The organism is Paractinoplanes rishiriensis, from assembly GCF_016862375.1.
In the GTDB taxonomy this organism is placed as follows: Bacteria; Actinomycetota; Actinomycetes; order Mycobacteriales; family Micromonosporaceae; genus Actinoplanes; species Actinoplanes rishiriensis.
Genome location: NZ_BOMV01000092.1, coordinates 40,214 through 63,450 on the forward strand (window position 1 = coordinate 40,214; position 23,237 = coordinate 63,450).

The following is a 23,237-nucleotide window of genomic DNA, read 5'->3' on the forward strand; positions in this document are numbered from 1 at the left end:
CAGGTCCGGCGGTCAGCGGTTCTCGGAGCGGTCCTCGGTGTACGAGGCACCGCCATCGGATTCGCTGGCCAGCGGACGTGCTCCGCCCTCGGGAGGCCCGGCGGCAGACTGCCCGCCCGCCGCGAGTTCGGGAAACTTCGCGTCGAACGCGGGCCGCTCGGAGCGGATGCGGGGCATGCGGTCGAAGTTGCGCAGCGGCGGCGGGCTGGAGGTGGCCCACTCCAGCGAGTTGCCGTGACCCCAGGGGTCGTCGACGGTGACCAACTGTCCGTATCGGTACGACTTCCAGACGTTGTAGAGGAAGGGCAGCGTCGAGGCGCCGAGGATGAAGGAGCCGATGGTGGACACCGAATTGAGTACGGTGAAACCGTCCCCGGGCAGGTAGTCGGCGTAGCGGCGGGGCATGCCCTCGGCGCCCAGCCAGTGCTGCACCAGGAATGTGGTGTGGAAGCCGATGAAGGTCAACCAGAAATGCAGCTTGCCGAGGCGGTCGTCGAGCATCCGGCCGAACATCTTGGGGAACCAGAAATAGATGCCGGCGAACACTGCGAAGACGATGGTGCCGAACAGGACGTAGTGGAAGTGGGCGACCACGAAGTAGCTGTCGTGGACGTGGAAGTCGACCGGCGGTGAGGCGAGCAGGACGCCGGTGAGCCCGCCGAGTAGGAAGGTCACCAGGAAGCCGAGCGCGAACATCATCGGTGTCTCGAAGCTGATCTGGCCGCGCCACATGGTGCCGATCCAGTTGAAGAATTTCATGCCGGTGGGGATCGCGATCAGGTAGCTGAGGAAGCTGAAGAACGGCAGCAGCACCTGGCCGGTGGCGAACATGTGGTGGGCCCACACCGTCATGGACAGCGCCGCGATCAGCAGGGTCGCCGCAACCAGACCCTTGTAGCCGAAGACGGGCTTGCGGCTGAAGACCGGGATGACCTCGCTGACGATGCCGAAGAACGGCAGCGCCACGACGTAGACCTCGGGGTGGCCGAAGAACCAGAACAGGTGCTGGTACAGCATCGGGCCGTTGGTGGCCGGGTCGTACACGTGGGCGCCAAGGATCCGGTCCGCACCGAGCGCCAGTAGCGCGGCGGCCAGGAACGGGAAGATCAGGATGACCAGGAGGCTGGTGACCAGGATGTTCCACGTCATGATCGGCATCCGGAACATGGTCATGCCGGGGGCGCGCAGGGTCAGGATCGTGGTGATCATGTTGACCCCGCCGAGGATGGTGCCCAGTCCGGACAGGACCAGGCCCATCACCCACATGTTGCCGCCCACGCCCGGGGAGTTGATGCTGTCGCTCAGCGGGGCGTACGCGGTCCAGCCGAAGTCCGCCGCACCACCGGGCGTGAAGAAGGCGCCCACCGCGATGAGCCCGCCGAACAGATACAGCCAGTACGCGAACGAGTTCAGCCGCGGGAACGCCACATCCGGCGCGCCGATCTGGATCGGCACCACGAAGTTGGCGAACGCGAACACGATCGGCGTCGCGAAGAACAGCAGCATGATCGTGCCGTGCATGGTGAACAGTTGGTTGTACTGCTCGGGCGACAGGATCTGCATGCCCGGCCGGCCGAGCTCGGCGCGCATGATCAGCGCCATCAGGCCGCCGATCATGAAGAATGCGAAAGCCGTGATCATATACATGATCCCGATTTGCTTCGCATCGGTGGTGCGCAGTATCCGCGCCAGCGCGGAGCCTCTCACCTGGCGCCTTACCGGCCACGGGCGGGCGACAACCGGTTGCGGCTCGACCGCAGTCATGGCGTCCTCCAGCGACGTTCGGAGAGTGCTTCCGGCCGAGACCGACGCTACGCTGATCGCGTCGCATGCGCAGCCGTGGTCTATATGGTGAGCGGCACCACGAGCTGAATGGATGCGGGAGTCACGTGGCTCGTTGTTGGACAGCGCCGCGATCCGGTGACCCGGCCGCAACGTGCTCGCGAACGGGTAGAGCCGCACGACGTACTCCTCGGCCTTGCCTGGGTCCATCGGCATAGCACGGTGGCCGACGCATAGCAGGTCAGCGTCGTGGGAGGCGTCGATCAGAACGGCCGCGGGCACGTCCGCCGGCAGGTCGATGCTGACTGTGAGGGGTGAGTGCGGCGGCTCGGGACCGGTCGGCTGCGGCTGGACTTGCCATCGTGAGCACGGGCAGCCGCAGTCTCAGATGGTGCGGTATCTCGTCGCTGCGGCGGAGTTTCTATGGCGCAGTGACGGCGGGGATTGGAGCAGAGCGGGGCAGGCTGGACTGAAGGTCCGGTTTCGGTGACACCGGTGGGTCGGAATCGGCGGCTCTGGGGCGGCGGTAGGCCGCCGGGGATGCAGTGGGGTGGATCCGATGGTGTGGACGAGGTCGCAGCGGTGGATCAGGGCCGTATGGCCGCTGGCCCAGCAGAGTGCCGCCGCGGTCGTGGCCTGGCTGATTGCCGTGCGGGTGGCAGGTCATGCAGACCCGTTCTTCGCGCCGATCGCGGCGGTTGTCGGGTTGAACGCTACGCTGGGCCAGCGGGGATCGAACGCCGTGCGGTTGGTGTCCGGGGTAGTTATCGGCGTCCTTGTCGGTGAGGTAGCGGTCTGGCTTGCCGGTGGGGGCGTCAGGACCCTTGCGGTGGCGACATTTACCGCCATCCTGCTCGCCAGGGTCGTAGACGGCGCGCGAATCGTCCTAGCCCAGGCTGCCGTCAGCGTGATCCTCGTCGTCGTGCTCGTTCACCCCGAGCGTGGAGGGGACCGGATGGTGGACGCCGTCATCGGTGCCGCGGTTGCGCTGGCGTTCAGCCAGGTGCTGTTCACTCCGGAGCCACTGCGGCTTCTGAGGCGTGCAGAGGCCGCGGTGCTCTCGAGCTTGGCTGACGGTCTACGGATGACCGGGGATGCAGTCGAGCACGGGGACCAACAGCGTGCGATGGCCGCTACGGTGAAGCTGCGGAGCGTGCGAGACGATCTCACGGCTCTCGGTACCGCCCGCAGCGCCAGCGACCGCATCACCCGGCACGGCCTGGCTTGGCGGCGGCGAGCTGCACTCGTGGTGGCTGAGCGAGCAGGCGCGGATCATCTGGATCTTCTCGCAGGCAGCTGTCTCATGCTGACCCGCACCGCCACAGCCGTCGACGGGCCCGAGCGTGCCAGGCTGGCGGCAGTGATTCGGCACCTGGCCGGGGCGATGGACGAGGTGGCCGAGAATCCGGGGGGTCAGGACACTCGGCAGAACATGGCCGAGGATGGTGTGGAGCTGGCGATGTGGCTGGTCGAGCACGGAGCACGGGTGTCGGCCCAGTCCGCGCTTGCTGCCGCACAGGGGAGTGTCCGGATGGTCGCGGCCGACGTCATGGTGTTCGCTGGGGCAGATCCCGGGCTGGTGTTCACCGATCCCATCCCGGCGCGGCCGGATGAGTGACCCATCTTCGTGGTGAGTCGTGTACCGATCCTCACCCTCGAAAAGCCCTTGTCTAGTCGACGCTCAGCCTGGTCGGGCCGTCGCTGCCGGCCTGGTAGTCCTGTAGGGGCACGGCGTCCTCGCGCCAGGCCCGCAACACTGGTTCGACGATCCGCCAGGTCTGCACCGCCTGGTCGCCGCGCACGGACAGCGTCGGGTCGCCTGCCAGCACCCCGGCGAGTACTTGTCCGTAGGGTGGTAGGTCGCCCGGCTCAAGGTTAACTCCCATGTGGACCCGATCCACTACCCGTAGATCGCCGGTGCCGTTGATGTTGAAATCTAACCGCAATACCTCTGGATTGAGGCCGATGTGCATCCGGTCGGGCCGCTCGTAGCCGAGCAGGCCCTCGGGTACCCACCTGGGTCCTTTGAACGTGATTACCACGTGTTTGTCCATTTGCCGCAGGGCTTTGCCGGTACGCAGCCGGAACGGCACGCCGGCCCACCGCCAGGTGTTCACCTCGACCACGATCTCGGCGAAGGTCTCGGTGCCCCGGGCCGGATCGACGCCTTTCTCGTCGACGTACCCCGGCACCGCCCGGTCACCCACCACGCCGGCGGTGTAGCGGGCTCGGCAGCTGCTGGCGACTGGGTCGTTGCCCCACACCCGGGTGGCCCGCAGCACCGCCGCCGCGCTGTCGCGCACGTCCCGGGCGCTGAGGCTGGCCGGCGGCTCCATTGCGAGCAGGGACAGGACGTGCAGGGCGTGGCTCTGCAGCATGTCGACCAGGGCGCCGGCGTGGTCGTAGTAGCCGGCCCGGTTCTCGAGCGCGAGGCTTTCGTCGAGAAGGATGTCGACACTGGCCACGTGCGTGGAGTCCAGGACTGATTCGAGCATCAAGTTGGTGAAGCGCAGCCCGAAGATGTTGAGCACGGTGGACAGGCCGAGGTAGTGGTCCACGCGGTAGATCTGATCCTCCGGCACCAGATGGGTCATGACCTGGTTGAGTGCGTCCGCGCTCGCCGCGTCGCTGCCGAAAGGTTTCTCCATCACCAGCCGCGTGGTTGCGGGCAGAGCGATGCGGCTCAGCGCGCGGCAGGCTTGCTCGGCGACCGCGGGGGCCACAGCGAAGTACAGGATCAGCGGACCCGCCGAGCATGCTCGCACCAGGCGGTCTAGGTCCTCCGAAGCCGTGACGTCGGCTTTCACGTAGTGCGTGGTGCGGATAATCGCCTCGAGCGCCGGCGTGGTCTCCGCTTTGCCGAAGGCCTTCCGGACCCGGCTGCGCCACTGATCATCGTCCCAGTCGGCCCGGGCGCTACCGAGCAGCCGCATGCTCGGGTTTTGCCGGTTCACCAGCTCGGCCAGGGCCGGCAGCAGCAGCCGGGAGGTGAGATCACCGCTGGCGCCGAGTACCACCAATGTGGGCGCGGAACCCGTACTGGCATCGGCGCCGTCGGCTGCGGTCGACATTCCTTCTGGGGAGGTCACCCGTTCACTGTGTCAGCTCCGCCGCCCCACGCGTCAAGGTGAGAGGGGAGGCAGGCGTCTGCCTGGGTAGTGAGATGACGGACGAAAGGTAGGAAGCCGCACGCGAGGTGGGGGGAAATCGGGATGAAGGTGGAGCAAGTGACTGGACCTGTGGTGTATCACGGGGAAGGCCCGGTGTGGTACTCGGGGTGGGGCGGCCTGCGGTTCGTGGACATGCTGGCCGGGGACGTCATGAGCCTCGGGAAGGACGGCTCTCTGGAACGGCGCCACGTCGGGAAGGTAGCCGCAGCGGTGCGGCCACGCCGCGACGGCGGCGCGGTGATCGGCGTGGCACGCGGCTTTGCGCTCGAGGATCCCGACGGGACTGTGACGGCGTTGCCGCAGTTGTGGAGCGAGGCCGGCGTGCGTATGAACGAGGGTGGCTGCGATCCGCACGGCCGGTTCTACTGTGGGTCGATGGCTTACGACCAGTCGCCCGGCGCGGCCTCCCTCTACCGGCTCGCCCCGGACGGGTCCGTAGCCGTGGTGTTGACGCAGGTCACGGTATCCAACGGACTGGAGTGGAGCCCTGACGGAGCGCGAGCGTACTACAACGACACCGCGACCGGCACGATCTCGGTCTTCGACTACGACCGCACCGGCGGGCTGACCAACCGGCGTACGTTCGCCGAACTGCCCGGCGGGGGCCGTCCCGACGGGCTCACCGTCGACGCCGAAGGCGGCGTGTGGACCGCGGTGTCCAACGGTGGAGCCGTCTACCGGTACGGTCCCGACGGCGTGCTGGAGGAGAAACTGCCGGTGCCGGCGAGCAAGGTGACCGCCTGTACTTTCGGCGGTGAGCACCTCGACGAGTTGTTCATCACCACCTCACAGGAGAACGTCGACAGCCGCGAGGACCCGTTGGCCGGGTCCCTCTTCCGGGCCGACGCCGGCGTCTCCGGCCTTCCCGTCCGGCTCTTCGCCGGCTGACGGCGGCCCCGTACGGAGAGAGCTACGGCGTACGACTCGTGCTCGCTTGCCGTCGGTTCGGGCGAGGCGCAGGATGAGGGTGTATCTGATGCCGCCTTGGTAGGAGGCCGAGTCTCCACGTCGATATTCGCGTCCGCGCACTGAAGGGGCACCGGTTATGTCCGAGAGCACAGCTTTGTGGCGGGGTAGGTCCGGGTCATTTCGCGAGCGGGCCGAGAAACTCGTGGCGGCCATGACGCTGGAGCAGAAGATCGCCCAGTTGCACGGCGCCATGGAAACCATTGACATCTACGCCCTCAGCGCGCAGGCGGCTCAGTCCGGGGCGGACATGGATCAGCTCGCCGCCCAGATCCGGGTCGAGCGGCACGTGCCGGCTATCGAGGAGCTTGGCATACCACGATTCCGGATCACCAACGGCCCGGTCGGTGTCGGCATGGGCGACGGTACGCCCAGCCCGCCGGCCACCTCCTTGCCGATGACGATCGGACTCGCCGCGGGGTTCGATACCGACCTGGCGCACTCCTACGGTGACATCATCGGTGCGGAAGCTGCCACGCTGGGCCAACACGTTCTCGAAGGCCCCGGCGTGTGCCTGCACCGCACCACGATTGCCGGCCGCAATTTCGAGTATTTCTCCGAGGATCCGTACCTTTCCGGGGTGATGGCGGTCGCCGTGGCCCAGGCCATCCAGGCACATGACGTGATCGCCATGGGCAAGCACTACGTCGTCAACGATCAGGAGTACGAACGGTTCCGAACCAACGTCGAGGTGGACGAGCACGTTCTGCGCGAGCTTTATCTGCTGCCCTTCGAGATGCTGGTCAAGGACGGTCGGATCGCGGCGTTGATGAGCGCCTATAACCGCATCCGCGGGGTTTACGCCACCGAGTACCGGCACACCTTGACCGATGTCCTGCGTACCGATTGGGGCTTCGAGGGATACGTCCAGTCCGACTTCTGGTCGTGCCGTTCCGCTGCCCCGTCTCTGAACGCCGGCATGGACCACGAGATGCCGGATGCCAAGTGGCTCAACGAGACGAATGTCAAGGCCGCTCTGCAGGACACCAGCCTGGAGATCGAGACCGTCGACCGTGCCCTGGTGCGCCGCTACACGCAGATGTTCCGGTTCGGGCAGTTCGACCGCCCGTACGAGCCCGGCCAGATCGACGCGCACGCCCACGGCGCTGTCGCCCGGGCCATCGGCTCGCAGATCGCCGTCCTACTCAAGAACGACGGCGGAATGCTGCCGCTGAACCGCGACGTCGGATCCATCGTCATCATCGGCCAGTCCGCATTCGTTGATGAGGCGTGTCTGGGCGGCGGTGGCTCGTCCAAGGTGCTCCCTTTGTACACCGTGCCGCCGCTGGACGGCATGCGAAACGTGCTCCGGGATCTCGGTTCGGCCGCGACGGTGACCAAGGTGACTGTCGCGGACGACCTGTCCAACCTCGACCAGGCCAGGAACGCGGCCACGCAGGCCGACGTGGTGGTGCTGATGGCAGGGTTGGTGGCGACCGAGGGCGCCGACCAGCCGGACGCCAACATGCTCAACGACCAGAACCGGATGCTGGAGGTGCTGCTGCGCATCAATCCGGCCACTGTAGTTGTCCTCAAGGACAGTAATCCGGTGCTGATGCCGTGGATCGACGACGCCCCGGCCCTGTTCGAGGTGTGGAACCAGGGCGCCGAGGACGGCCACGTCGTCGCGGACCTGCTGTTCGGCGTGGTCAACCCCTCCGGCAAAGTGCCCACGTCCTATCCTCGATCTGAGGACGACACCCTCTACGCCGGCAGGCCGGAGCGGTACCCGGGCACGGATGAGGGCGACGGTTACCCGGTGATCCGCTATTCCGAGGGACTGGAGATCGGCTACCGCTGGTTCCAGGCTCAAGGCATTTCGCCGCTGTTCGGTTTCGGCTTCGGCTTGTCCTACACCACCTTCGACATCACGGACGTGTCGGTGGACGCCCCGGATGGTGTGCGTACGACGGTGACCGTGACGGCGACACTGACCAACACCGGCTCGGTCGCCGGCGCCGAAGTGGTACAGGTATATCTCGGGCTGCCGGTGCCGGGACAGCCGCCGAAGCGCCTTGTCGGATTCCGGAAGGTGTTGCTGGAGCCGGGAGAGTCGAAGCAGGTGACGATCGTGATCGACGCGGCGGCGACCAACCATCCGTTCGGCGTGTGGGATTACGCCACGCGAAGCTTCGTCACCAAGCCCGGTGAGTACACCGTCTATGTGGGCAACGCCGCTGACAGCACGCCGCACACGGCGACGCTCACCGTCGGGTGAGTCTGTCGGGTTCATACCCGACCGCGGCGGCTTTCGCGATGCCTGGACCGGGTCGTGGGCGACCGCGGTGACCGCCCACCAGTCTCCCACGCGGGACCGCAGGCGTATCGCGGGAAGGCTAAGCCTCGGGCGCAGGGGTGCGACGCCGAGCGCTTGATACCTACTCATTTGCGCTGGTGAGCAAGGACCGAGGCGGATGCACCCTCTCAAAACGGCGCGCGCCGACCAGTAGACGGGCGGCGGCTCAGGGCCCGCGTCTTCTCTTGCTGATCGCCCGGGAGGAGATCTGCGGCCCGGGTGACGGCGGACGCAGATCTGATCTCCAGCCGAAGGATGCTCCAGGATCAGGGTGGGTGTGCCTGCGGACAAAGAGGCCCGGTTGCCTTGGTCTGGCTGAGCCGGCCAGGGCTGTCAGGCGACGACGCCGAAGCCGCCAGTCCAGGGGATCTTGTCGCTGGCGGCGAGCGTGAGTTGAAGGAAGCCGACCGCTTCGAGTTCCCGGGCCCGGCGCAGTGTGCCTGCGTCGATGGCGCGCAGGCCACCGGCGGAGACCACCTCTGCCAGTTGGGCCTTGGCGTCCGGGTTATCACCGGCGATGAGAACGGTCGTCGGTAGCGGGCCGACCTGGCTGGCTGTCAGGGTGGCCGCGAAGGTGGTGTTGAACGCCTTCACCACGTGCGACTGCGGCAGCGCAGTGGCGATCTCTGACGCGGCTGAGCCGTCGGACGCGACAGTCAGGGAGTCAAACGTCTCGAAGTTCAGCGGGTTGGTGATGTCGACGACGATCCTGTCGGCGAGTTGGCCGGCGCGTTGCGCGACGATGTCGGCCACAGCAGGGTAGGGGACGGCAAGCACGACGAGATCGCCGGTAACCGGTTTTTGCGTGTCGTCTCGGCCGAACACTTCGACGCTGTTGCCGCCGGCGGTGACGATGCCGGAGATGGCCTGACCCATGTTGCCGTTTCCGATGATGCTGACGTGTGCCATGGAATGTCCTCTGCTCTCTGGATTGATTCGTTGCCGTTGCTTAGAACGTTCATCCGCCTGGGCTCTCACCACTCAGCGGTGCTGTGCCTTGGGGCTGCGGTGGTTGGTCGTGGAGGGTGTCGAAGAGCAGGTTGAGGCCCTCAGCCATGGTCGGGTGGGTCAGGACGGCGTCGCGGACCTGGTAGTAGGGCAGGCCGCCGAGCATTGCGACCTGGACAGTGGAGATGACCTCGCCCGAGTCGTGTCCCAGCAGGGCGGCGCCGAGGATTTGATCGGTGTCGGCGTCGACTACCGCCTTCCATGTTCCGACCTTGTTGTGCAATGTCTTGGCGCGCGGGATGGCCGCCACGGGAATCTTGGCGACCTTCACCGGGCGGCCCTGGGCGCGCGCTTCACCTTCGGTCAGTCCTACGCGGGCGAGCTCTGGCGTGAGGAATACGGTGTAGGGCACGAGCCGGCCGGTGGTGACCGCATGCCCGCCGGTGAGATTGGTCCTGAGGATGCGGAAGTCATGCCAGGCGGCGTGGGTGAACTGTGGGCTGCCGGCAACGTCACCGGCGGCCCACACATGCTCAGCGGTGGTGCGTAGGTGTTCATCGACGACCACGAATCCGCGGTCGGTGACCGCCACACCGGCGGTGTCGAGCCCGAGGTCGGCGGTGACCGGGGATCGGCCGGTGGCCGCCAGCAGTTCCTGGCCACGAATCACCTGATCGCGGGCGATGGTGACGACGATGTCCCCGTGCCCGGGTTCCCGCCGCACTGCTTGCGCGCGTGCCCCGAGGCGCACGTCGACACCCTGACCCGTGAGGATCTCCGCGACCTGGTGGGCGATGTCGGGGTCCTCGCGCGGCAGCAACTGCCCGGGGGCTTGGAGCAGGGTCACCCGGGTGCCGAAGGTCGCGAACATTGAAGCGAACTCGCAGCCGACATATCCGCCGCCCAGCACCAGCATCGTGTCGGGAAGGCGCTCCAGGTGCAGGATCGTCTCGGAGTTCCATACCTGCGCTTCCACGACACCGTCAAGCCTGGGCGGGGCCGGCACGGTTCCGGTGTTGATGACCACATCGTGGCCCCGCACCGTTCGGGTGCGGCCGGTGCGGGTCTGGATCTCCACTGTGCGCTCGGCGATGAACCTGGCTGTGCCCAGCACGAAGTCCATCCCTGAGTCGGTGAACAGCTTCTCGTGCGCGGCCACCATGCCGCCGACGACAGTCTCCTTGTGCCGGCGCAGCCGCTCCAGCGAGATCGACGGTTCGCCGCCGACATCCACACCGAACTCGGCGGCGCGACGGGCATTGATCAGCGTGCGGGCGGAGCCGACAAGCGCCTTGGTCGGGATGCACGCAACGTTGATGCACGTCCCGCCGATCTTGTCGCGCTCCACCATGACAACGTTCCAACCCGCCCTCGCGCGGTCGATCGCCAGCGATTTGCCGGCTTTGCCGCCGCCGAGCACCAGCAGATCCACCTCTTCGATGTTCCGTTCGCCCATCAGGTCATCCCATCTCCTCCGGCCCGCTTGCCTCGTTCAGGGGTTCGGTCACTTCGCGCTTCCTCGCCTGATTTCCGTCGTGTAGCCGGTCGACAGAACGAGGGTTCAGTTGCTGGAGCATCCCCTCCTGTTTCGTCGGCGAGCATGGGTGCCGTCGACCCTTGCGACACGGTGACCGGGCCGCGGTCACCGCTGGCCGACTATGGTCGATGTCGCTGCCGTTCGATCTGTCAATGGCGCTGCGGGGGGACCGGATGCCGGGCGGCGAGCTGATGCGACGGCTGCGCTTAGCCTGTGTCGCCGTACCCGTCCGGTCTCGATCCTGCCGATCTCGATCCCGCTGAGCCGAGCGCGTCCTCACCCGTGAGGGCCCCGCTGGCTCGTCGCTGCGCCGTCTCAGCGACCATGTCGCGGAAAACGCGCTCGGTGAGCGGGTAGGCCAGCATGACGAGGACCGCACCTATGGCCAGAGCAGCCGGGACCGCGCCCGCAGCGATGCGGATTGAGGTGACGGCCGCTTCGGTTTGGATGTCCCCGCCGGAGACATAGCCGCCGATGCCGATGGTGTAGGCGGCGAAAGCGCCGCCGATGCCCTGGCCGGTTTTGCGGGTGAATGAAAGAACGGCATAGCTGCTGCCCTCGGCGCGCACGCCGCTGCGCCACTCGCCATAGTCGACGGTGTCGGCCTGGAACGCGAAGATCAGCGTGTTGGTGATGCCCAAACCGACGCCCAGCACGGCGAAGGCGGCGATACCCAACCATGCCTGCGACCCGGGAGCCAGGGCGAGTCCGACGCCGCCGGCGGCAGCGATGACGCCCCCGGCCAGGAACCCGCTCTTCTTACCCACCGCGTCGATGAGCTTTGGTAGAGCCAGCGCGGACACGATCATGCCGACGTTCTGCGCGACGGTCAGTGCGATGAACAGGCTCGCGTCGTTCAGGACATCGCGGGCGTAGTACACACCCACTGTCTGTAGCGAGAACATGCCAGCCAAGCACAGTACGGTGGACGCGCACAGCACTACCAGCGGCCGGTTGCGGCGCATCATGGTGAGGGTCTGGCCCAGGCTCACCTTCCCGGCCGGACGCTGCACCACCTCTCGCGAGGTGAAGAACGTCCACAGGTAGAGGACCAATCCGGTGACGCCGAACGCCACGGTGATGATGGTCAGGGACGTCTGCAGGTCCGCGGCATTCTGGATCTGCGGGGAGACAACGATCGCGATGAGCAGGATAGTGAGGCTGGAGGCAACCATGCGGGCGGTGGAGAGTCGGGAGCGTTCGTCCGGCAGTTGCGTCATCGTGGCCGACAGCGAACCGTACGGGATGTTGACGAAACTGTAGGCGAGGCTGAACAGGGCGTATGACAGGTACGCCCATACCACTTTCGCGTCCGGGGTCAAGCTGCTCGGGATGGTGAACAGGGCGACGTTGAGCAGCAGCAGCGGTATCGACCCGAACAGCACGTACGGGCGGAACTGTCCCCACCGCGACGATGTGGCGTCGGTGATCCGGCCGGCGACGAGGTCGGTGACCCCGCCCCAGATCCGGACGACGAGGAACAGGGTGCCTGCGGTCGCCGCCGCGATGCCGGCCACGTCGGTGTAGTAGATGAGCAGGAAGGCAGAGGCCAGCGAGAACGTCAGGTTGTTGGCAACGTCTCCGGCGGCGTACCCCAGGTACTGGCCGAGGCGCAACCGCGCCGGTTCCGAACTCCGAGTCGCAGCGGCCGCCCGTGTCGGGGCCGCGTCGGCTGTCATGCTTGGGCCTCGTGTGCGAGCTGCTCGCACTGGTGGCGCACCGCGTCGGCTACCTCGGTGTCCTCGCCGAGCATCGGGTCCAGTTCGTGCAGCACCCGCTGCACCGCTTGCCGGAGCGGACCGCTAGCTGCGGATGCCATGGTTTGCGCGTGGACGTCCGCAATGGTCGCTCCGTGGCCACGTAGGCAGCAGATCCAGGCGGCCAGCACCAGCGTGGGGCCCGCCGGTGTCCGGCCTTGCGCGCGCTCGGCGCGCAGAACCGGCAGGATGCGGATCGGCAGCTTCTGAGAGCCATCAGTGCCGATCTGAGCGAGCTGGTGTTGCATCCGCGGGTTGGCGAACCGATCGAGCAGGGCCTGACGGTACGGGGCAAGCTCGGCTTCCGGTTGGTTCAGGTGCCGGGACGCCGTCGACCACCACTGCTGTAGCCACTGCCGGCAGGTGTCGTCGGCTACGGCCTGTGACACGCTGAAGTGTCCGCGGATGGAGCCGGCGTAGGCGAGCAGGGAGTGGCCGCCGTTGAGCAGCCACAACTTGCGGTGCTCGAACGGGGTCACGTCGTCGGTGAAGGTGGCGCCGGCGTCCTGCCAGGCGGGTCGACCGGCGGGGAACGAGCCGCTGAGCACCCACTCCCGGAACGGCTCGGTCGCGACCGGGCAGCGGTCGTCAAGCCCGGTTGCGTCGCGGACGTGCCGTGCTTCGTCCGAGGCGGGCCGCGGGGTGATCCGGTCCACGGCGGTCGTCACTACCGCCAGCGACGTATCCAACCAGTCGAGCAGGCTAGGGTCGAGCAGCTGCGCCATATCGCGCACGACTCGTTCGGCTATCGCGCCGTTGCCGGGCACGTTGTCGCACGGCATTAGCGCGATCGGGCCTGCACCGGACGCGCGCCGTGCCACGAGTCCTGCCACCAGACGAGCGGGTGTGGTCCCCACAGCCGCCGTGGGATCATGACGCAGTGCGGCGAGGTCGGCCTGCACGTCGGGATGGTCGGTGTCCAGGCCACCGTCCGGTCCGCGCACGTACCCGGCCTCGGTGACGGTGAGCGTCACGACGCTCAGTTGCGGCGAGCCGAAGTACCCGAGCCATGCTTGGTGGTCGGCGCCGGCGTGGGCCCTTGACAGGCTGCGCATCACCTCGAACGTGTCGCCGGCGACGTCCCGGGTGACCAGCGTGTACAACCCCTCCTGGACGGCCAGTTGCGCCGGAAGGTCAGCACTGCGTCCGGAGAACGCGGCGTAGCCCCAGTCTGCGGCGTCGGAGGCGTGGTCGGTGTACCAGCATTGGTGGGCTCGGAAGAAGTTGCCGAGGCCGAGGTGTAGAAGCCGCACGGGCGCCGCGGCCCGTGCGTGACCGGCGGTTCGAGACAACAGTGCGGTCATAGCCTGAACACCGCCTGTGCCTGTTTGGACACCTGATGAACCGGAAGGTCGGCCGCCTCCGGCTCGCCGGGACGGCGCTCGACGATCAGGAAGCCCGCGTCGACGCGACGGGCCATGCCGTGCCGGGCCGAAATGGAGCAGAAGACGGATGTCTGGTCGACGAAGCCGGGCGTCCGGGGGAACCCTGCGGTCTCCGTCACGGCTGCCCGGAATCGTCCGACGGTGTCAAGGAACCACCACGGGACACCGACGCACACCGACGGATTGAACCCGGTCAGCAGCGTGGCCGGCTCCCAGAACGGCCGGTCCTGCAGCAGCAGGTCGGCATCGACGTTCCCATGTGGGGCTGTCACCGGTTGATCTCGTACGTGTTCGTCCAGGCGGCGGGTGATCGTCGGGGTGCCGGGGTCGGCCGGGGTCGGGTGCAGCTCCAGTGGCGGTGATCGGTGACAGGGGTTGGTGCTTGTCATGTGTCGATCCCTTTCGCTGTGGGAGCCGCCAATTCAGCCGAACGCAGGACCGGTGTGCCGAAGTCAGACGTTCCGTGCGAGGTCAGCCGATGCCGCGACTCGCGCGCGGCTGGCAGCCACGATCAGGTCGACGCAGGCGTCCAGGTCGATCGCAGTGGAGTCGATCATCAGGTGGTACAGGTCGGGATCGTCGCCATCGACGCCGTACGCGCGGCGCACGTACTTCCTCCGCGCTCCGTCCTCCTCCCGCTGCCGCCGTGCGGCGGTGTCAGGGTCGATGCCCTCGAGCGCCATCCGTTGTCGCAGACGGGCATCCCGCGGCCCACCGAGATGCACGTGTAGAGCCCATGACACCGACTGCAGCACGACCATGCCGCCTCGCCCGACCGCGACACCGCCGGACACACTCGACCGGGCCAGGAATTCCTCGATGTGGGCACGCACCGCACGTTCCTGCAGGTCAAGATGCTCGACGGAGCTGGCTGTGCTGTCGTTGACGGTCGTGCCGCGGCCGAGGCTGGACACCAACCGCTCCATAACGCTGCGGGGCTGATCGTCGACGTCCGCGACAGCGTCCGGCGGCAGACCTGTTTGCTGGGCCACGGCATCCGGGATGGCCCGGTCGAGCAACGGCACGCCCAGCCGTTCGGCCACCCGGGGGCCGACGACGCTGCCGCCCGCGCCGTACAGAGCGGCGAGCGTCACCACCGGGCGCCGCCGATCGGGGGCCGTCATGCTGACACGACGATGCGTTTCACGTCCGGGCCGGCATACGGAGCCGCCGATCCCCCTTGTGCCAGCCGAAGCTTCGCCATAGCCATATAGTGTGCCCGCCCCGCGGGCGGGGCAACCCGAGACGACGGCAGCAACGCCATCCGACCAACCGGGGTAGAAGGGTCACGACGATTTCGCCGGACACCGGGGGCCTCCGCGGGTCCCGCATCACCGACGATCAGATCAGGCGTCCAGCTGGGTGTCGCCGGGCTGGACCGCCAAAGCGCCTGCGCTCTATGCCCGACGCGAGCCGCAGCTGCTCGCGGTGACCTAGCAGCCATGGGCGCTTCGAATTCACCCGGGATCCGGTCTCTGATTCGATCGCCGGCGCGACGCGCGGCGCGAGACGGGAAGGACGCCGCAGCGACGATCACCACGCTGGCGATGTTCACCGCAAGCTGTGGCTCTGACTGCGCCGGCCAACCAGTGCTGGCCTTGGACCAGGGCTACCGGCACGAAGCCGACGGGCGGCATGGTCGTCACTAAGATGAACACCCCGGCCACCCCGGCCCGCAGGGCCACGTTCAGCGAGAACGTTCCCACGCTGTTGATGAACTCGGCCTGATCGGACTCACCGGTGTCGCCGTCCTCAGTTGCCCTACCAGTCCGTGGACGACTGCGGCCGTCGCAGCGTCCGCCATCGCCACCGGGAATCCGACGAGCAGCGACCGCGCCGCGTCGGACCATGTCGACCGGGCGCAGCACCCCTCGGAGGGCGATCGCGGCCAATGGCCCGAACCGGGACTCAGCACCGTGACCTGCGCGAGCGGTGACAGGCGAGCCGGTGGGCTGGGCGACGCGCGCCCATCACGGCACCGGAGGCACCTGGGCGGCGGCGCGTCAGGTCGTCAGGCCTGTGATCTGTTCGAAAGCTGAACAAACCACAGTCGACGATGGCGGTGCGTTCGAGGGCAACCGTTGGTCGTACAGGTATCCAAGGCCTCGTTCCGCCTCGGCGTAGCGTGGGGTAGGAGGCGGCAGCGACCTGTCGTCCGGGACGCCTCCCGGCGTCGACGGGTTACCGGTGTGTTGGGGCTCGTACTGCGGCTGCACCATGGCGACGCCTTTTCAACGTCGCTGCTCTTCGACAGGGTGCCTCTCGACCGCCAGTCTTCCGGGGCTCAGACGGTGTACGGCTTCATGGCAACGGTGAGGGCTGTCCGATCCGGTTTGCCAGGCAGAACGTGACCAGTTCGGGTGCGCTGGGCCGGTCGAGGGGACTGCGTGCCAACGTCGCGCGGATCATGTCTGCCAAGCCGGGAGGCACACTGGACAGGTCGGGTTCGGTCGACTGCATGCGCAAAATCCATTCCTGGTCGCTGCTGCTAGCGAAGGGATGTACCCCGGCGGTTAGGTAGGCCATGAGGCAACCCCAGGCGAAGATGTCCACGGCCGGGGTTGCCGGTGCGGCTCTCAGTTGTTCGGGTGCAGCCCAGCCGCGGCTGCACTCCACGATCCCATTCCCGCCGCACGGCTGGCCCACATACCGGGCGATCCCGAAGTCGATCAGCCGAACGTCGTGGTCGCGGACCAGCAGGTTCGACGGCTTCACGTCGCAGTGCACGAGGCCGCGGGCATGGACCGCGGCGAGGACCCGAGCGAGTGCCGCTCCGAAGTTCCACAGGCGCAGCGTGAGCGGTCGCCCGCCCTGCAATGTGGTGCAGCAACGGTAGCCCGGCAGGAGGGCGGTCACCAGATAGGCGCCGGCCGGGGACACACCGTGGCCGAGGGCCGGTGCGGTGCACTGCGCGTCTACGGCGGAGGTCATCCGAAACTCGCGCAGGCATGCCTCCGGCCGGGCGCCGTGGGGGCGCAGGATCTTCATCGCGACCGGTCGGCCGCTGGGCGCCTCGGCGTAGAACACGTCGGCCGTTCCACCTTGCCCCAGGCGGGCTATCAACCGGTAGCCGTCGACCTGGACCGGGTCACCGGCGTAGAGCGGCCAGGTGTCAACCGGGCATGGTGGGTTGCCCGACCGTGGCCGAGCCGTCGGGCGCGGTGCGCGGTGACCCGGCTCGCCGATCGGCGAGCCGCGGTTCGGGACAGCGGGATACACCACCTCAATTCGCCGCGCGGGATGGCTGCCGGTTGATGTCGTCGCCTCAGCGGGGAGGATTGTCGTGGCGAGGGTTTTCGCTAGCTCGGCGGGCAAGGTCTTAGGTATCGGGGTCATGCTTGTCGCGCCTCCTGTGGAACACCGAGGGTGCACCGGCAAGGACGGCGCTACTGCTGCAGCGCCGGAACTCGGAGGTTCATGACCGCGTGGTCCGGGCGGTAATGCGCCAGCGTGAACACTGACGGGCGCATCGGCTGTGGAGCCCGATCGCACGATTGAGGTTACGCCGTTTTCCGGCCGCCGCCAGCGGCGGCTGTCAGCGGTCGTGCCAGCCGGTGCGGTTCCCAGAGCTTTTTCGGTCGGTGGTTCCACCACCAGATCGATCGGGTCAATCATCGGTCGGCACGACGCGATGAGGGTTTAAGGAAACCTGATGCGCATTGTTCCCTCGCCCGAACTGCTGCACGGGGCTGTGTGGGCGAGCAGGCGGGTCCGGGTCCGGTCGCGCGTCCGACGCCAGCGCGTCGACGGTGGTCTCCGTCGCCGCCGGGCCGAGGGCCAGCATCGGGCGTAGGGTTCACCTATGTCCAACGAGTACCGGCTGCTGTTGTTCGACATCGACGGCACCCTGGTGACCACTGGAGGAGCCGGCGCGGTCGCGTGGAAGCGGGCCTTCACCGACCTGCACGGCATTCCCGCCGACATCGGGCAGTTCACCGACGCCGGCATGACTGATCCGGACGTCGGGGTGCAGACGTTCGAGGCGGTCCTGCATCGCACGCCGACTCCACACGAACTCATCCAGCTTCTGCAGCGACGGCTGGAGTACATGCCGGAGACCGTGGCCGAGAGTACCGGTTACCGAGTCCTGCCGGGCGTGGAGAAGCAACTGCGGCAGCTCAGCCGAGCCGGGCACCTGCTCGGCCTGGTGACCGGCAACGTCGACGGCGCCGCGCACATCAAGCTTTCCCGTGCCAACCTCACCCGTTGGTTCACCTTCGGTGCGTATGCGAGTGCCGGTGTCGATCGCCCGGCCATCGTGCAACGGGCCATCGAGCGGGGTGAGGGTATCGTCGGCCGGCGGCTGAGCCGGTCCGAGGTGATCGTTATCGGTGATACGCCGCGTAACATCCACGCCGCGCAGGTGGCCGGCTGCTCCTCGATAGGGGTCGCCACCGGCCACTACGGCCGCGACGCGTTGCGCGAAGCGGGTGCCGGTCACGTCCTCGACACCCTCGAGGAGGAGCTACCACTCGGCTGAGGCTGCGGACCTTGTCCCGGCCCCGGTGCGTCAGCGGTGCCTCGACTCAGCCCTGGTCCTGGTCAGGCATCGCCACGCCACCGGCGGCGCAGGGCGTGTGCGCTGGCCTTCGGGCGACGGTCCCGGGTGAAGACGCCTTTTTTGTTGCCGTCGACGCGGGTGATGCCCGAGCGGGTGGCGAAGTCGGCGAAATTCCAGATCTGCTCGCCGACGACTGCGTCGATGCGGTCGAAGACGCGGTGGTACATCGCCAGGAGTTCGACCTGGAACTCTTCGCTCCACGGTTCATTGGTCATGCTGTGCAGCCCCGGTTGGGTGTCGGCGCCGTATTCGGTCATCACGATCGGCTTGCCGCGCTGAGCCCACTGGCGTAGCTCGGCTTCGAGCAGCCGTTCGGCAGTGATGAGATCGCCGGTGTTCGCGTACCAGCCGTAGTAGCGGTTGAGCAGGAGTACGTCGAACAGGTCGGAGATGACGTCGCGTTCGGGTGTGGCTGTCATGAAGTTGGCGAAGGCGACCGGTCGGGTGGGGTCGAGTCGCCTGGTCTCGGCGACCAGCGGCTCGAAGTACGCTCGGGCGGCTGGCGGGATGGTGTCGGGTTCGTTGGCGATGCTCCAGATGACCACGCTGGGGTGGTTCTTGTCGCGCGCGATGAGTTCGCGGATGGCCTGCCGGTGGGTTTGCTGGGTTGGTGCATCGATCGTCGTGTCGCTGTAGGTGTCCATCGGCCCGGCCTGGTTGAGGACGCCGGCGCCGGTGTCGAGGTTGAGGCCGACGGCCGCGGTCTCGTCGATGACCACGACGCCGTGCCGATCGGCGTAGTCGAGGAACGCCTCGTCGTACGGATAGTGCGAGGTGCGGAACGAGTTCGCGCCGATCCACAGCATCAGCTGGAAGTCGTGGACCATGACCGCGAGATCGAAGCCGCGCCCGTGGACCGGGAAGTCCTCGTGCTTGCCGAAGCCGGTGAATTGGAACGGCTCGCCGTTGATGAGGAAGCGGTGGCCGTCCACGGCGACCGTACGCACGCCGAAGGGCTGTGGATAGACGTCGACGACCTCGCCGCCGGCGCCTAGCAGCGTGACCTCGAGGGTGTACAGGTAGCCGGCGCCGGGGCGCCACAACTGGACGCGTTCGATCCGGGCCGTACCCTCAGCGCCGTCTGCTCGTGCGACTGCGGCGCCGTCCGCGTCGCGGACCACGATACGAACCGAGTGCATGTCGTCGCCGGCCACCGCGACCACATAGCCGATCGTCGAGCTCTGCCCGTCGACCTCGGCCGTCGTCACTGTCACGTCGCTGACGTGGGTGCGCGGGGTGGCGTGCAGCCACACCGAACGGTTCAGTCCGGCGTAGTTGAAGAAGTCGTGGAAGTACTGCTGCAGGAGCCGTCCGTCCTCCAGCTCTTGGACGAAACCGGGTGGGATGGAGTGCCAGTGCAGCTCGGTGTTGACCACGACGGTGACGCGCATCTGCTCGCCGGCGCGTACGTGTTCGGTGACGTCGGCCTCGAACGGGGTGTAACCCCCCTCGTGCTCGGTGACCTGCGTGTCGCCGACCCAGACGACGGCTCGGTGGGTGGCGGCGTCGAGCCGCAGGACGATCCGCTCGCCGTCCCAACCGCGCGGCACCTGGACGATCCGCTGGTACCACACGTCGCCGATGTAGTGGTGCGCATCCCGCCCGGGCAGTACCGCGTTGAAGCTGGCCGGCACCGGCATGTCACCGTCACCTGGCAGCGGACGCGCCCACCATCGCTCGGCACGGCCGCGACCTTCGTGGTCCAAGCTGAAGCCCCACAGCCCGTCGAGTAGGACGCGTTCCCTGGTGGTGGACTCACGTGGCGTCAGCATGCAGTCCTCAGCTCCCTGTCGGATGCAGATTTGTCGGACGAGTTCGAGTGGTCGGCAAGGACGGCCCCCGCTTCAGGAATGCCTCGGGGATCGGCACGGTTCGACCGGGAACAGGGGTGGCGTGACCGGTCACGCGGCGACCCTGGGGGCTCGCCGGCTGCGAGCCCGCAGCACCGCCTTCAGCACCTCTCCGACGGCCAGGATGCTGGAAGCCACCGCGGTGCAGGCGAGCCACTGTCCCGATGTCAGGTCGGTGGTGTTGAACAGTCCGTGCATGGCGTCCATCTGGACAAGTAGGACCAGCAGGGCGGCGACGACGGCGGTGGCGGCGAACGCCGACCGGTTCTCCAGTGTCTCGCGGCTGAACGCGCTGCGCATATCGGAACGGACGTTCAACAAGTTGAATGCCTGGAACAGCACAAAAGTGACGAATGCCATGGTGCCGGCGACCGTGACCTCACCGAGTTCGGGCGCGGGCCCGGGCGCCCAGATCAGCATTGCCAGCGTGCCGGCGGCCATGACGGTACTGGCGAGCAGGATGCGAAGCAGGCGGTTGCGGTTCAGGATGCGCTCGTCGCGGGGGCGCGGGGGCCGGCTCATCGCATCGTGGCTGACCGGGTCGACACCGATCGACATGGCCGGCGGGCCGTCCATGACCAGGTTGACGAACAGGATCTGCAGGGCCGTGAACGGTGCCCCGCCGGCGATTCCGGTCAAAGAGGCGATCAGGAACGTGACCACGAAGCCGAGCGCGGTCGACACCTGGAAGCGGGTGAAGTTGACGATGTTGGCGTAGACACCGCGGCCTTCGCGCACCGCGGCGACGATCGTGGCGAAGTTGTCATCCGTGAGGACCATGGAGGCGGCTTCCTTGGTCACCTCGGTGCCGGTCACTCCCATGGCGACGCCGATATCGGCCTTGCGCAGCGCGGGCGCGTCGTTGACGCCGTCGCCGGTCATGGCGACCACCTCGCCGCGTTCCTGCAACACACGGACGATCCTGATTTTGTGACTGGGGGACACCCGGGCGACGACGCCGATCTCGTCGAGACGGCGGGCGGCTTCGGCGTCGTCCGTGATCGCGTCGAGGTCCGCGCCGGTCACCGCCCGGCCAGGAATACCCAGCTCGCCGGCAATGGCGGCGGCTGTCACGGCGTGGTCGCCGGTGAGCATCCGCACCCGGATCCCGGCGTCCCGGCATTCCTGAATGGACCGGCGTGCCTCCGGGCGTGGGGGGTCGACGATGCCGACGAGGGCTACCATCACCAGCCGGTCGAGCATTTCCTTCGGATCGTCGGCCGGGTTGAAGTCGGCGGCGGGGAAGTCCTCGACACCGACGGCCATCACCCGCATGCCCTGCCGGGCCAGGTCCGCGTTCGCCGCGTCGTAGCTGTCCCGGGCGGTCCGGTCGAACGGCTTGATGGCGGACTCGCCAAGGTAGCGGTCGGCCCGCGCTGCGAGCACGTCGGGTGCGCCCTTGACGAAGCACCGTACAATTTTGCGGCCTTGCTCGTCGGTCCAGTCGTGGAAGGTGGCCATGAACTTGTAGTCGGAATCGAACGGGATGTCGAGCAGGCGGGGACGTTGTTCGCGCAAGGCAGCGACGTCGACGCCGCCTTTCTCGGCGAGAACGATCAGCGCGCCCTCGGTCGGATCACCCACGATGTCGCCGTCGCGCAGCACGGCGTCGCTGCACAGGGCCATGGGCAGCAGCGCCCGGTCCAGGGTGCCGGGCAGCGGGGAGCCGTCGGTGGTGCGGATCCGCCCGTCGGTGGAGTAGCCCTCGCCGGAGATGGTGAACCGCCGCCCGGCCAGCAGCATCTCCCGGGCGGTCATCTGGTTGAGGGTGAGCGTGCCGGTCTTGTCGGTGCAGATCTGCGAGGTGCTGCCGAGGGTCTCCACCGACGCCAGCCGCTTGACGATCGCGCCGCGCCTGGCGAGCCGGCCGGTGCCCATGGCCAGCGTGAACGCCACCACCGCGGGCAGGCCCTCCGGGATGGCGGCCACCGCGAGGGAGACGGCACTGACAAACAGGTCGTCGAATTCTTGCTCGCGGATCAGACCGAGGACGACGACGACGACGATGACGCCGCCGGCGATGATCGCCAGGGTGCGGCTCAAGGTGTTGATCTGGCGCTGCAACGGAGTCGGTCCCGGCTTCGCCGCGTGCAACATGCCGGCGATCCGGCCCGTCTCGGTCTGCATGCCGGTCGCCGTGACGAGTATCTCACCGTGGCCACGTGTGACGGCGGTGTTCATGTAGACGGTGTTCGCCCGGTCGCCGAGCGCCGCCTCCTCGTCCACCTCGGCTGACGCCGATTTGGCCGACGGTTGCGCCTCCCCGGTGAGCATGGATTCCTGGACCTCCAGAGAGGTCGCCGACAGCAACCGCCCGTCGGTCGGCACCCGATCGCCCGCCTCCACGACGACCACGTCGCCCGGCACCAGCTCCGCGGCGTCCAGTTGGGAGATACGCCCGTCCCGCCGCACCCGGGCGGTGGTCACGCTCATCCGCCGCAGCGCGTCCAGCGAGGCTTCGGCCTTGGACTCCTGCACGAAACCGATCGTCGCGTTCAGCAACACCACCACCGCGATCGCGATCGGGGTCTCCCACTCGCGACCGACCAGCAGGGACACCACCGCGGCGATCATCAGGATGATGATCAGCAGATCCTGGAACTGCCGTAGGAATGCCCGCCACCGTGGCTGCTTCGGCGCCTCAGCCAGCCGGTTCGGGCCGTGCTGACCCATCCGGCGCTGCACCTCGGTCGAGGACAGCCCGCTGGCGGGATCGACATCCAGCGCGCGGACCGCCTCGGCGATCGACCGTGCGTGCCATTCCGCCAGGTGGATCGATTCGCCAGCCCTCGCAGGCATGTCCACCTCCGGCAGATACGTTGCAACGTCCTCGGGCGGCCACGGATCTCCGTCGTCTTCCCCACCCTGGCCCCTGCCGCCGTTCCGGTCAAATGGGAGAACGGGCAATACGCGCCGATGCCAATCCGTCGGGTACCACCGTTTGACGGTGCTCGCTGTGGGTAGGCGGCGCTGGAGGCGAGGGCC

At 67.6% G+C, this 23,237-nt stretch carries 15 protein-coding genes; 4 read left to right on the forward strand and 11 right to left on the reverse strand.

Going from position 1 to position 23,237, the window contains the following annotated elements; translation table 11 throughout:
* Nucleotides 1-12: 12 nt before the first annotated feature.
* Entirely contained in the window at nucleotides 13-1,764 is a 1,752-nt protein-coding gene (gene ctaD, locus Ari01nite_RS41645; protein ID WP_203789231.1) for an aa3-type cytochrome oxidase subunit I, read from the reverse strand.
* A 577-nt stretch (nucleotides 1,765-2,341) separates the two neighbouring features.
* Here ctaD and Ari01nite_RS41650 point away from each other — a divergent pair.
* Nucleotides 2,342-3,400, forward strand: a complete 1,059-nt coding sequence (locus Ari01nite_RS41650) for an FUSC family protein (RefSeq protein ID WP_239163473.1) — start codon at nucleotides 2,342-2,344, stop codon at nucleotides 3,398-3,400.
* A 52-nt stretch (nucleotides 3,401-3,452) separates the two neighbouring features.
* On the opposite strand, the gene Ari01nite_RS41655 is transcribed toward Ari01nite_RS41650, so the two are convergent.
* On the reverse strand, nucleotides 3,453-4,853 hold the full coding sequence (locus tag Ari01nite_RS41655; protein ID WP_203789233.1) for a glucose-6-phosphate dehydrogenase: 1,401 nt from the start codon (nucleotides 4,851-4,853) through the stop codon (nucleotides 3,453-3,455).
* A gap of 156 nt (nucleotides 4,854-5,009) precedes the next feature.
* Between Ari01nite_RS41655 and Ari01nite_RS41660 the strand changes: the two genes are divergently transcribed.
* Nucleotides 5,010-5,840 carry an SMP-30/gluconolactonase/LRE family protein gene (locus Ari01nite_RS41660; protein WP_239163470.1) on the forward strand — a complete coding sequence of 277 codons (831 nt, stop codon included), beginning with the start codon at nucleotides 5,010-5,012 and terminating at the stop codon, nucleotides 5,838-5,840.
* A 232-nt stretch (nucleotides 5,841-6,072) separates the two neighbouring features.
* The gene (locus Ari01nite_RS41665; RefSeq protein WP_203789152.1) at nucleotides 6,073-8,136 is read left to right on the forward strand and encodes a beta-glucosidase family protein; all 2,064 of its coding nucleotides are present in this window, start codon (nucleotides 6,073-6,075) and stop codon (nucleotides 8,134-8,136) included.
* 411 nt (nucleotides 8,137-8,547) lie between these two features.
* Here Ari01nite_RS41665 and Ari01nite_RS41670 read toward each other — a convergent pair whose 3' ends face one another.
* The 7 genes from Ari01nite_RS41670 to Ari01nite_RS41700 form a co-directional block, all read right to left on the reverse strand.
* Nucleotides 8,548-9,123 carry an NADPH-dependent F420 reductase gene (locus Ari01nite_RS41670; protein ID WP_203789154.1) on the reverse strand — a complete coding sequence of 192 codons (576 nt, stop codon included), beginning with the start codon at nucleotides 9,121-9,123 and terminating at the stop codon, nucleotides 8,548-8,550.
* Between the two features lie 49 nt (nucleotides 9,124-9,172).
* Nucleotides 9,173-10,618, reverse strand: a complete 1,446-nt coding sequence (locus tag Ari01nite_RS41675) for a dihydrolipoyl dehydrogenase family protein (protein WP_203789156.1) — start codon at nucleotides 10,616-10,618, stop codon at nucleotides 9,173-9,175.
* Between the two features lie 287 nt (nucleotides 10,619-10,905).
* Nucleotides 10,906-12,378, reverse strand: coding sequence for a glycoside-pentoside-hexuronide (GPH):cation symporter (locus Ari01nite_RS41680; protein WP_203789158.1), 1,473 nt, complete (start codon nucleotides 12,376-12,378; stop codon nucleotides 10,906-10,908).
* Nucleotides 12,375-13,709: a mannitol dehydrogenase family protein gene (locus Ari01nite_RS41685; protein ID WP_203789160.1), complete on the reverse strand. Its 1,335-nt coding sequence runs from the start codon at nucleotides 13,707-13,709 to the stop codon at nucleotides 12,375-12,377. Before Ari01nite_RS41685 ends, Ari01nite_RS41680 begins: the two co-directional genes overlap by 4 nt.
* Nucleotides 13,710-13,756: 47 nt before the next feature.
* Complete coding sequence (locus Ari01nite_RS51325; protein WP_203789162.1) at nucleotides 13,757-14,230, reverse strand: hypothetical protein; 474 nt, start codon at nucleotides 14,228-14,230, stop codon at nucleotides 13,757-13,759.
* 63 nt (nucleotides 14,231-14,293) lie between these two features.
* Nucleotides 14,294-14,965 carry a cytidylate kinase-like family protein gene (locus tag Ari01nite_RS41695; protein WP_203789164.1) on the reverse strand — a complete coding sequence of 224 codons (672 nt, stop codon included), beginning with the start codon at nucleotides 14,963-14,965 and terminating at the stop codon, nucleotides 14,294-14,296.
* 1,177 nt (nucleotides 14,966-16,142) lie between these two features.
* Nucleotides 16,143-17,177, reverse strand: a complete 1,035-nt coding sequence (locus tag Ari01nite_RS41700; RefSeq protein ID WP_203789166.1) for a serine/threonine-protein kinase — start codon at nucleotides 17,175-17,177, stop codon at nucleotides 16,143-16,145.
* A gap of 466 nt (nucleotides 17,178-17,643) precedes the next feature.
* Between Ari01nite_RS41700 and Ari01nite_RS41705 the strand changes: the two genes are divergently transcribed.
* Nucleotides 17,644-18,321 carry an HAD family hydrolase gene (locus Ari01nite_RS41705; RefSeq protein ID WP_203789168.1) on the forward strand — a complete coding sequence of 226 codons (678 nt, stop codon included), beginning with the start codon at nucleotides 17,644-17,646 and terminating at the stop codon, nucleotides 18,319-18,321.
* A 62-nt stretch (nucleotides 18,322-18,383) separates the two neighbouring features.
* Here Ari01nite_RS41705 and uidA read toward each other — a convergent pair whose 3' ends face one another.
* Together uidA and Ari01nite_RS41715 are read right to left on the reverse strand one after the other, a co-directional pair.
* Nucleotides 18,384-20,174 carry a beta-glucuronidase gene (uidA, locus tag Ari01nite_RS41710; RefSeq protein ID WP_203789170.1) on the reverse strand — a complete coding sequence of 597 codons (1,791 nt, stop codon included), beginning with the start codon at nucleotides 20,172-20,174 and terminating at the stop codon, nucleotides 18,384-18,386.
* Nucleotides 20,175-20,303: 129 nt separating this feature from the next.
* On the reverse strand, nucleotides 20,304-23,051 hold the full coding sequence (locus Ari01nite_RS41715) for a cation-translocating P-type ATPase (protein WP_203789172.1): 2,748 nt from the start codon (nucleotides 23,049-23,051) through the stop codon (nucleotides 20,304-20,306).
* Nucleotides 23,052-23,237: the final 186 nt, after the last annotated feature.

What these genes read in the sequence shown, in the direction of transcription:
- ctaD (WP_203789231.1), bottom strand. Translation starts at nt 1,764, where the DNA reads ATGACTGCGGTCGAGCCGCAACCGGTTGTCGCCCGCCCGTGGCCGGTA.
- Ari01nite_RS41650 (WP_239163473.1), top strand. Translation starts at nt 2,342, where the DNA reads ATGGTGTGGACGAGGTCGCAGCGGTGGATCAGGGCCGTATGGCCGCTG.
- Ari01nite_RS41655 (WP_203789233.1), bottom strand. Translation starts at nt 4,853, where the DNA reads ATGTCGACCGCAGCCGACGGCGCCGATGCCAGTACGGGTTCCGCGCCC.
- Ari01nite_RS41665 (WP_203789152.1), top strand. Translation starts at nt 6,073, where the DNA reads ATGACGCTGGAGCAGAAGATCGCCCAGTTGCACGGCGCCATGGAAACC.
- Ari01nite_RS41670 (WP_203789154.1), bottom strand. Translation starts at nt 9,123, where the DNA reads ATGGCACACGTCAGCATCATCGGAAACGGCAACATGGGTCAGGCCATC.
- Ari01nite_RS41675 (WP_203789156.1), bottom strand. Translation starts at nt 10,618, where the DNA reads ATGGGCGAACGGAACATCGAAGAGGTGGATCTGCTGGTGCTCGGCGGC.
- Ari01nite_RS41680 (WP_203789158.1), bottom strand. Translation starts at nt 12,378, where the DNA reads ATGACAGCCGACGCGGCCCCGACACGGGCGGCCGCTGCGACTCGGAGT.
- Ari01nite_RS51325 (WP_203789162.1), bottom strand. Translation starts at nt 14,230, where the DNA reads ATGACAAGCACCAACCCCTGTCACCGATCACCGCCACTGGAGCTGCAC.
- Ari01nite_RS41695 (WP_203789164.1), bottom strand. Translation starts at nt 14,965, where the DNA reads ATGACGGCCCCCGATCGGCGGCGCCCGGTGGTGACGCTCGCCGCTCTG.
- Ari01nite_RS41700 (WP_203789166.1), bottom strand. Translation starts at nt 17,177, where the DNA reads ATGACCCCGATACCTAAGACCTTGCCCGCCGAGCTAGCGAAAACCCTC.
- Ari01nite_RS41705 (WP_203789168.1), top strand. Translation starts at nt 17,644, where the DNA reads ATGTCCAACGAGTACCGGCTGCTGTTGTTCGACATCGACGGCACCCTG.
- uidA (WP_203789170.1), bottom strand. Translation starts at nt 20,174, where the DNA reads ATGCTGACGCCACGTGAGTCCACCACCAGGGAACGCGTCCTACTCGAC.
- Ari01nite_RS41715 (WP_203789172.1), bottom strand. Translation starts at nt 23,051, where the DNA reads ATGCCTGCGAGGGCTGGCGAATCGATCCACCTGGCGGAATGGCACGCA.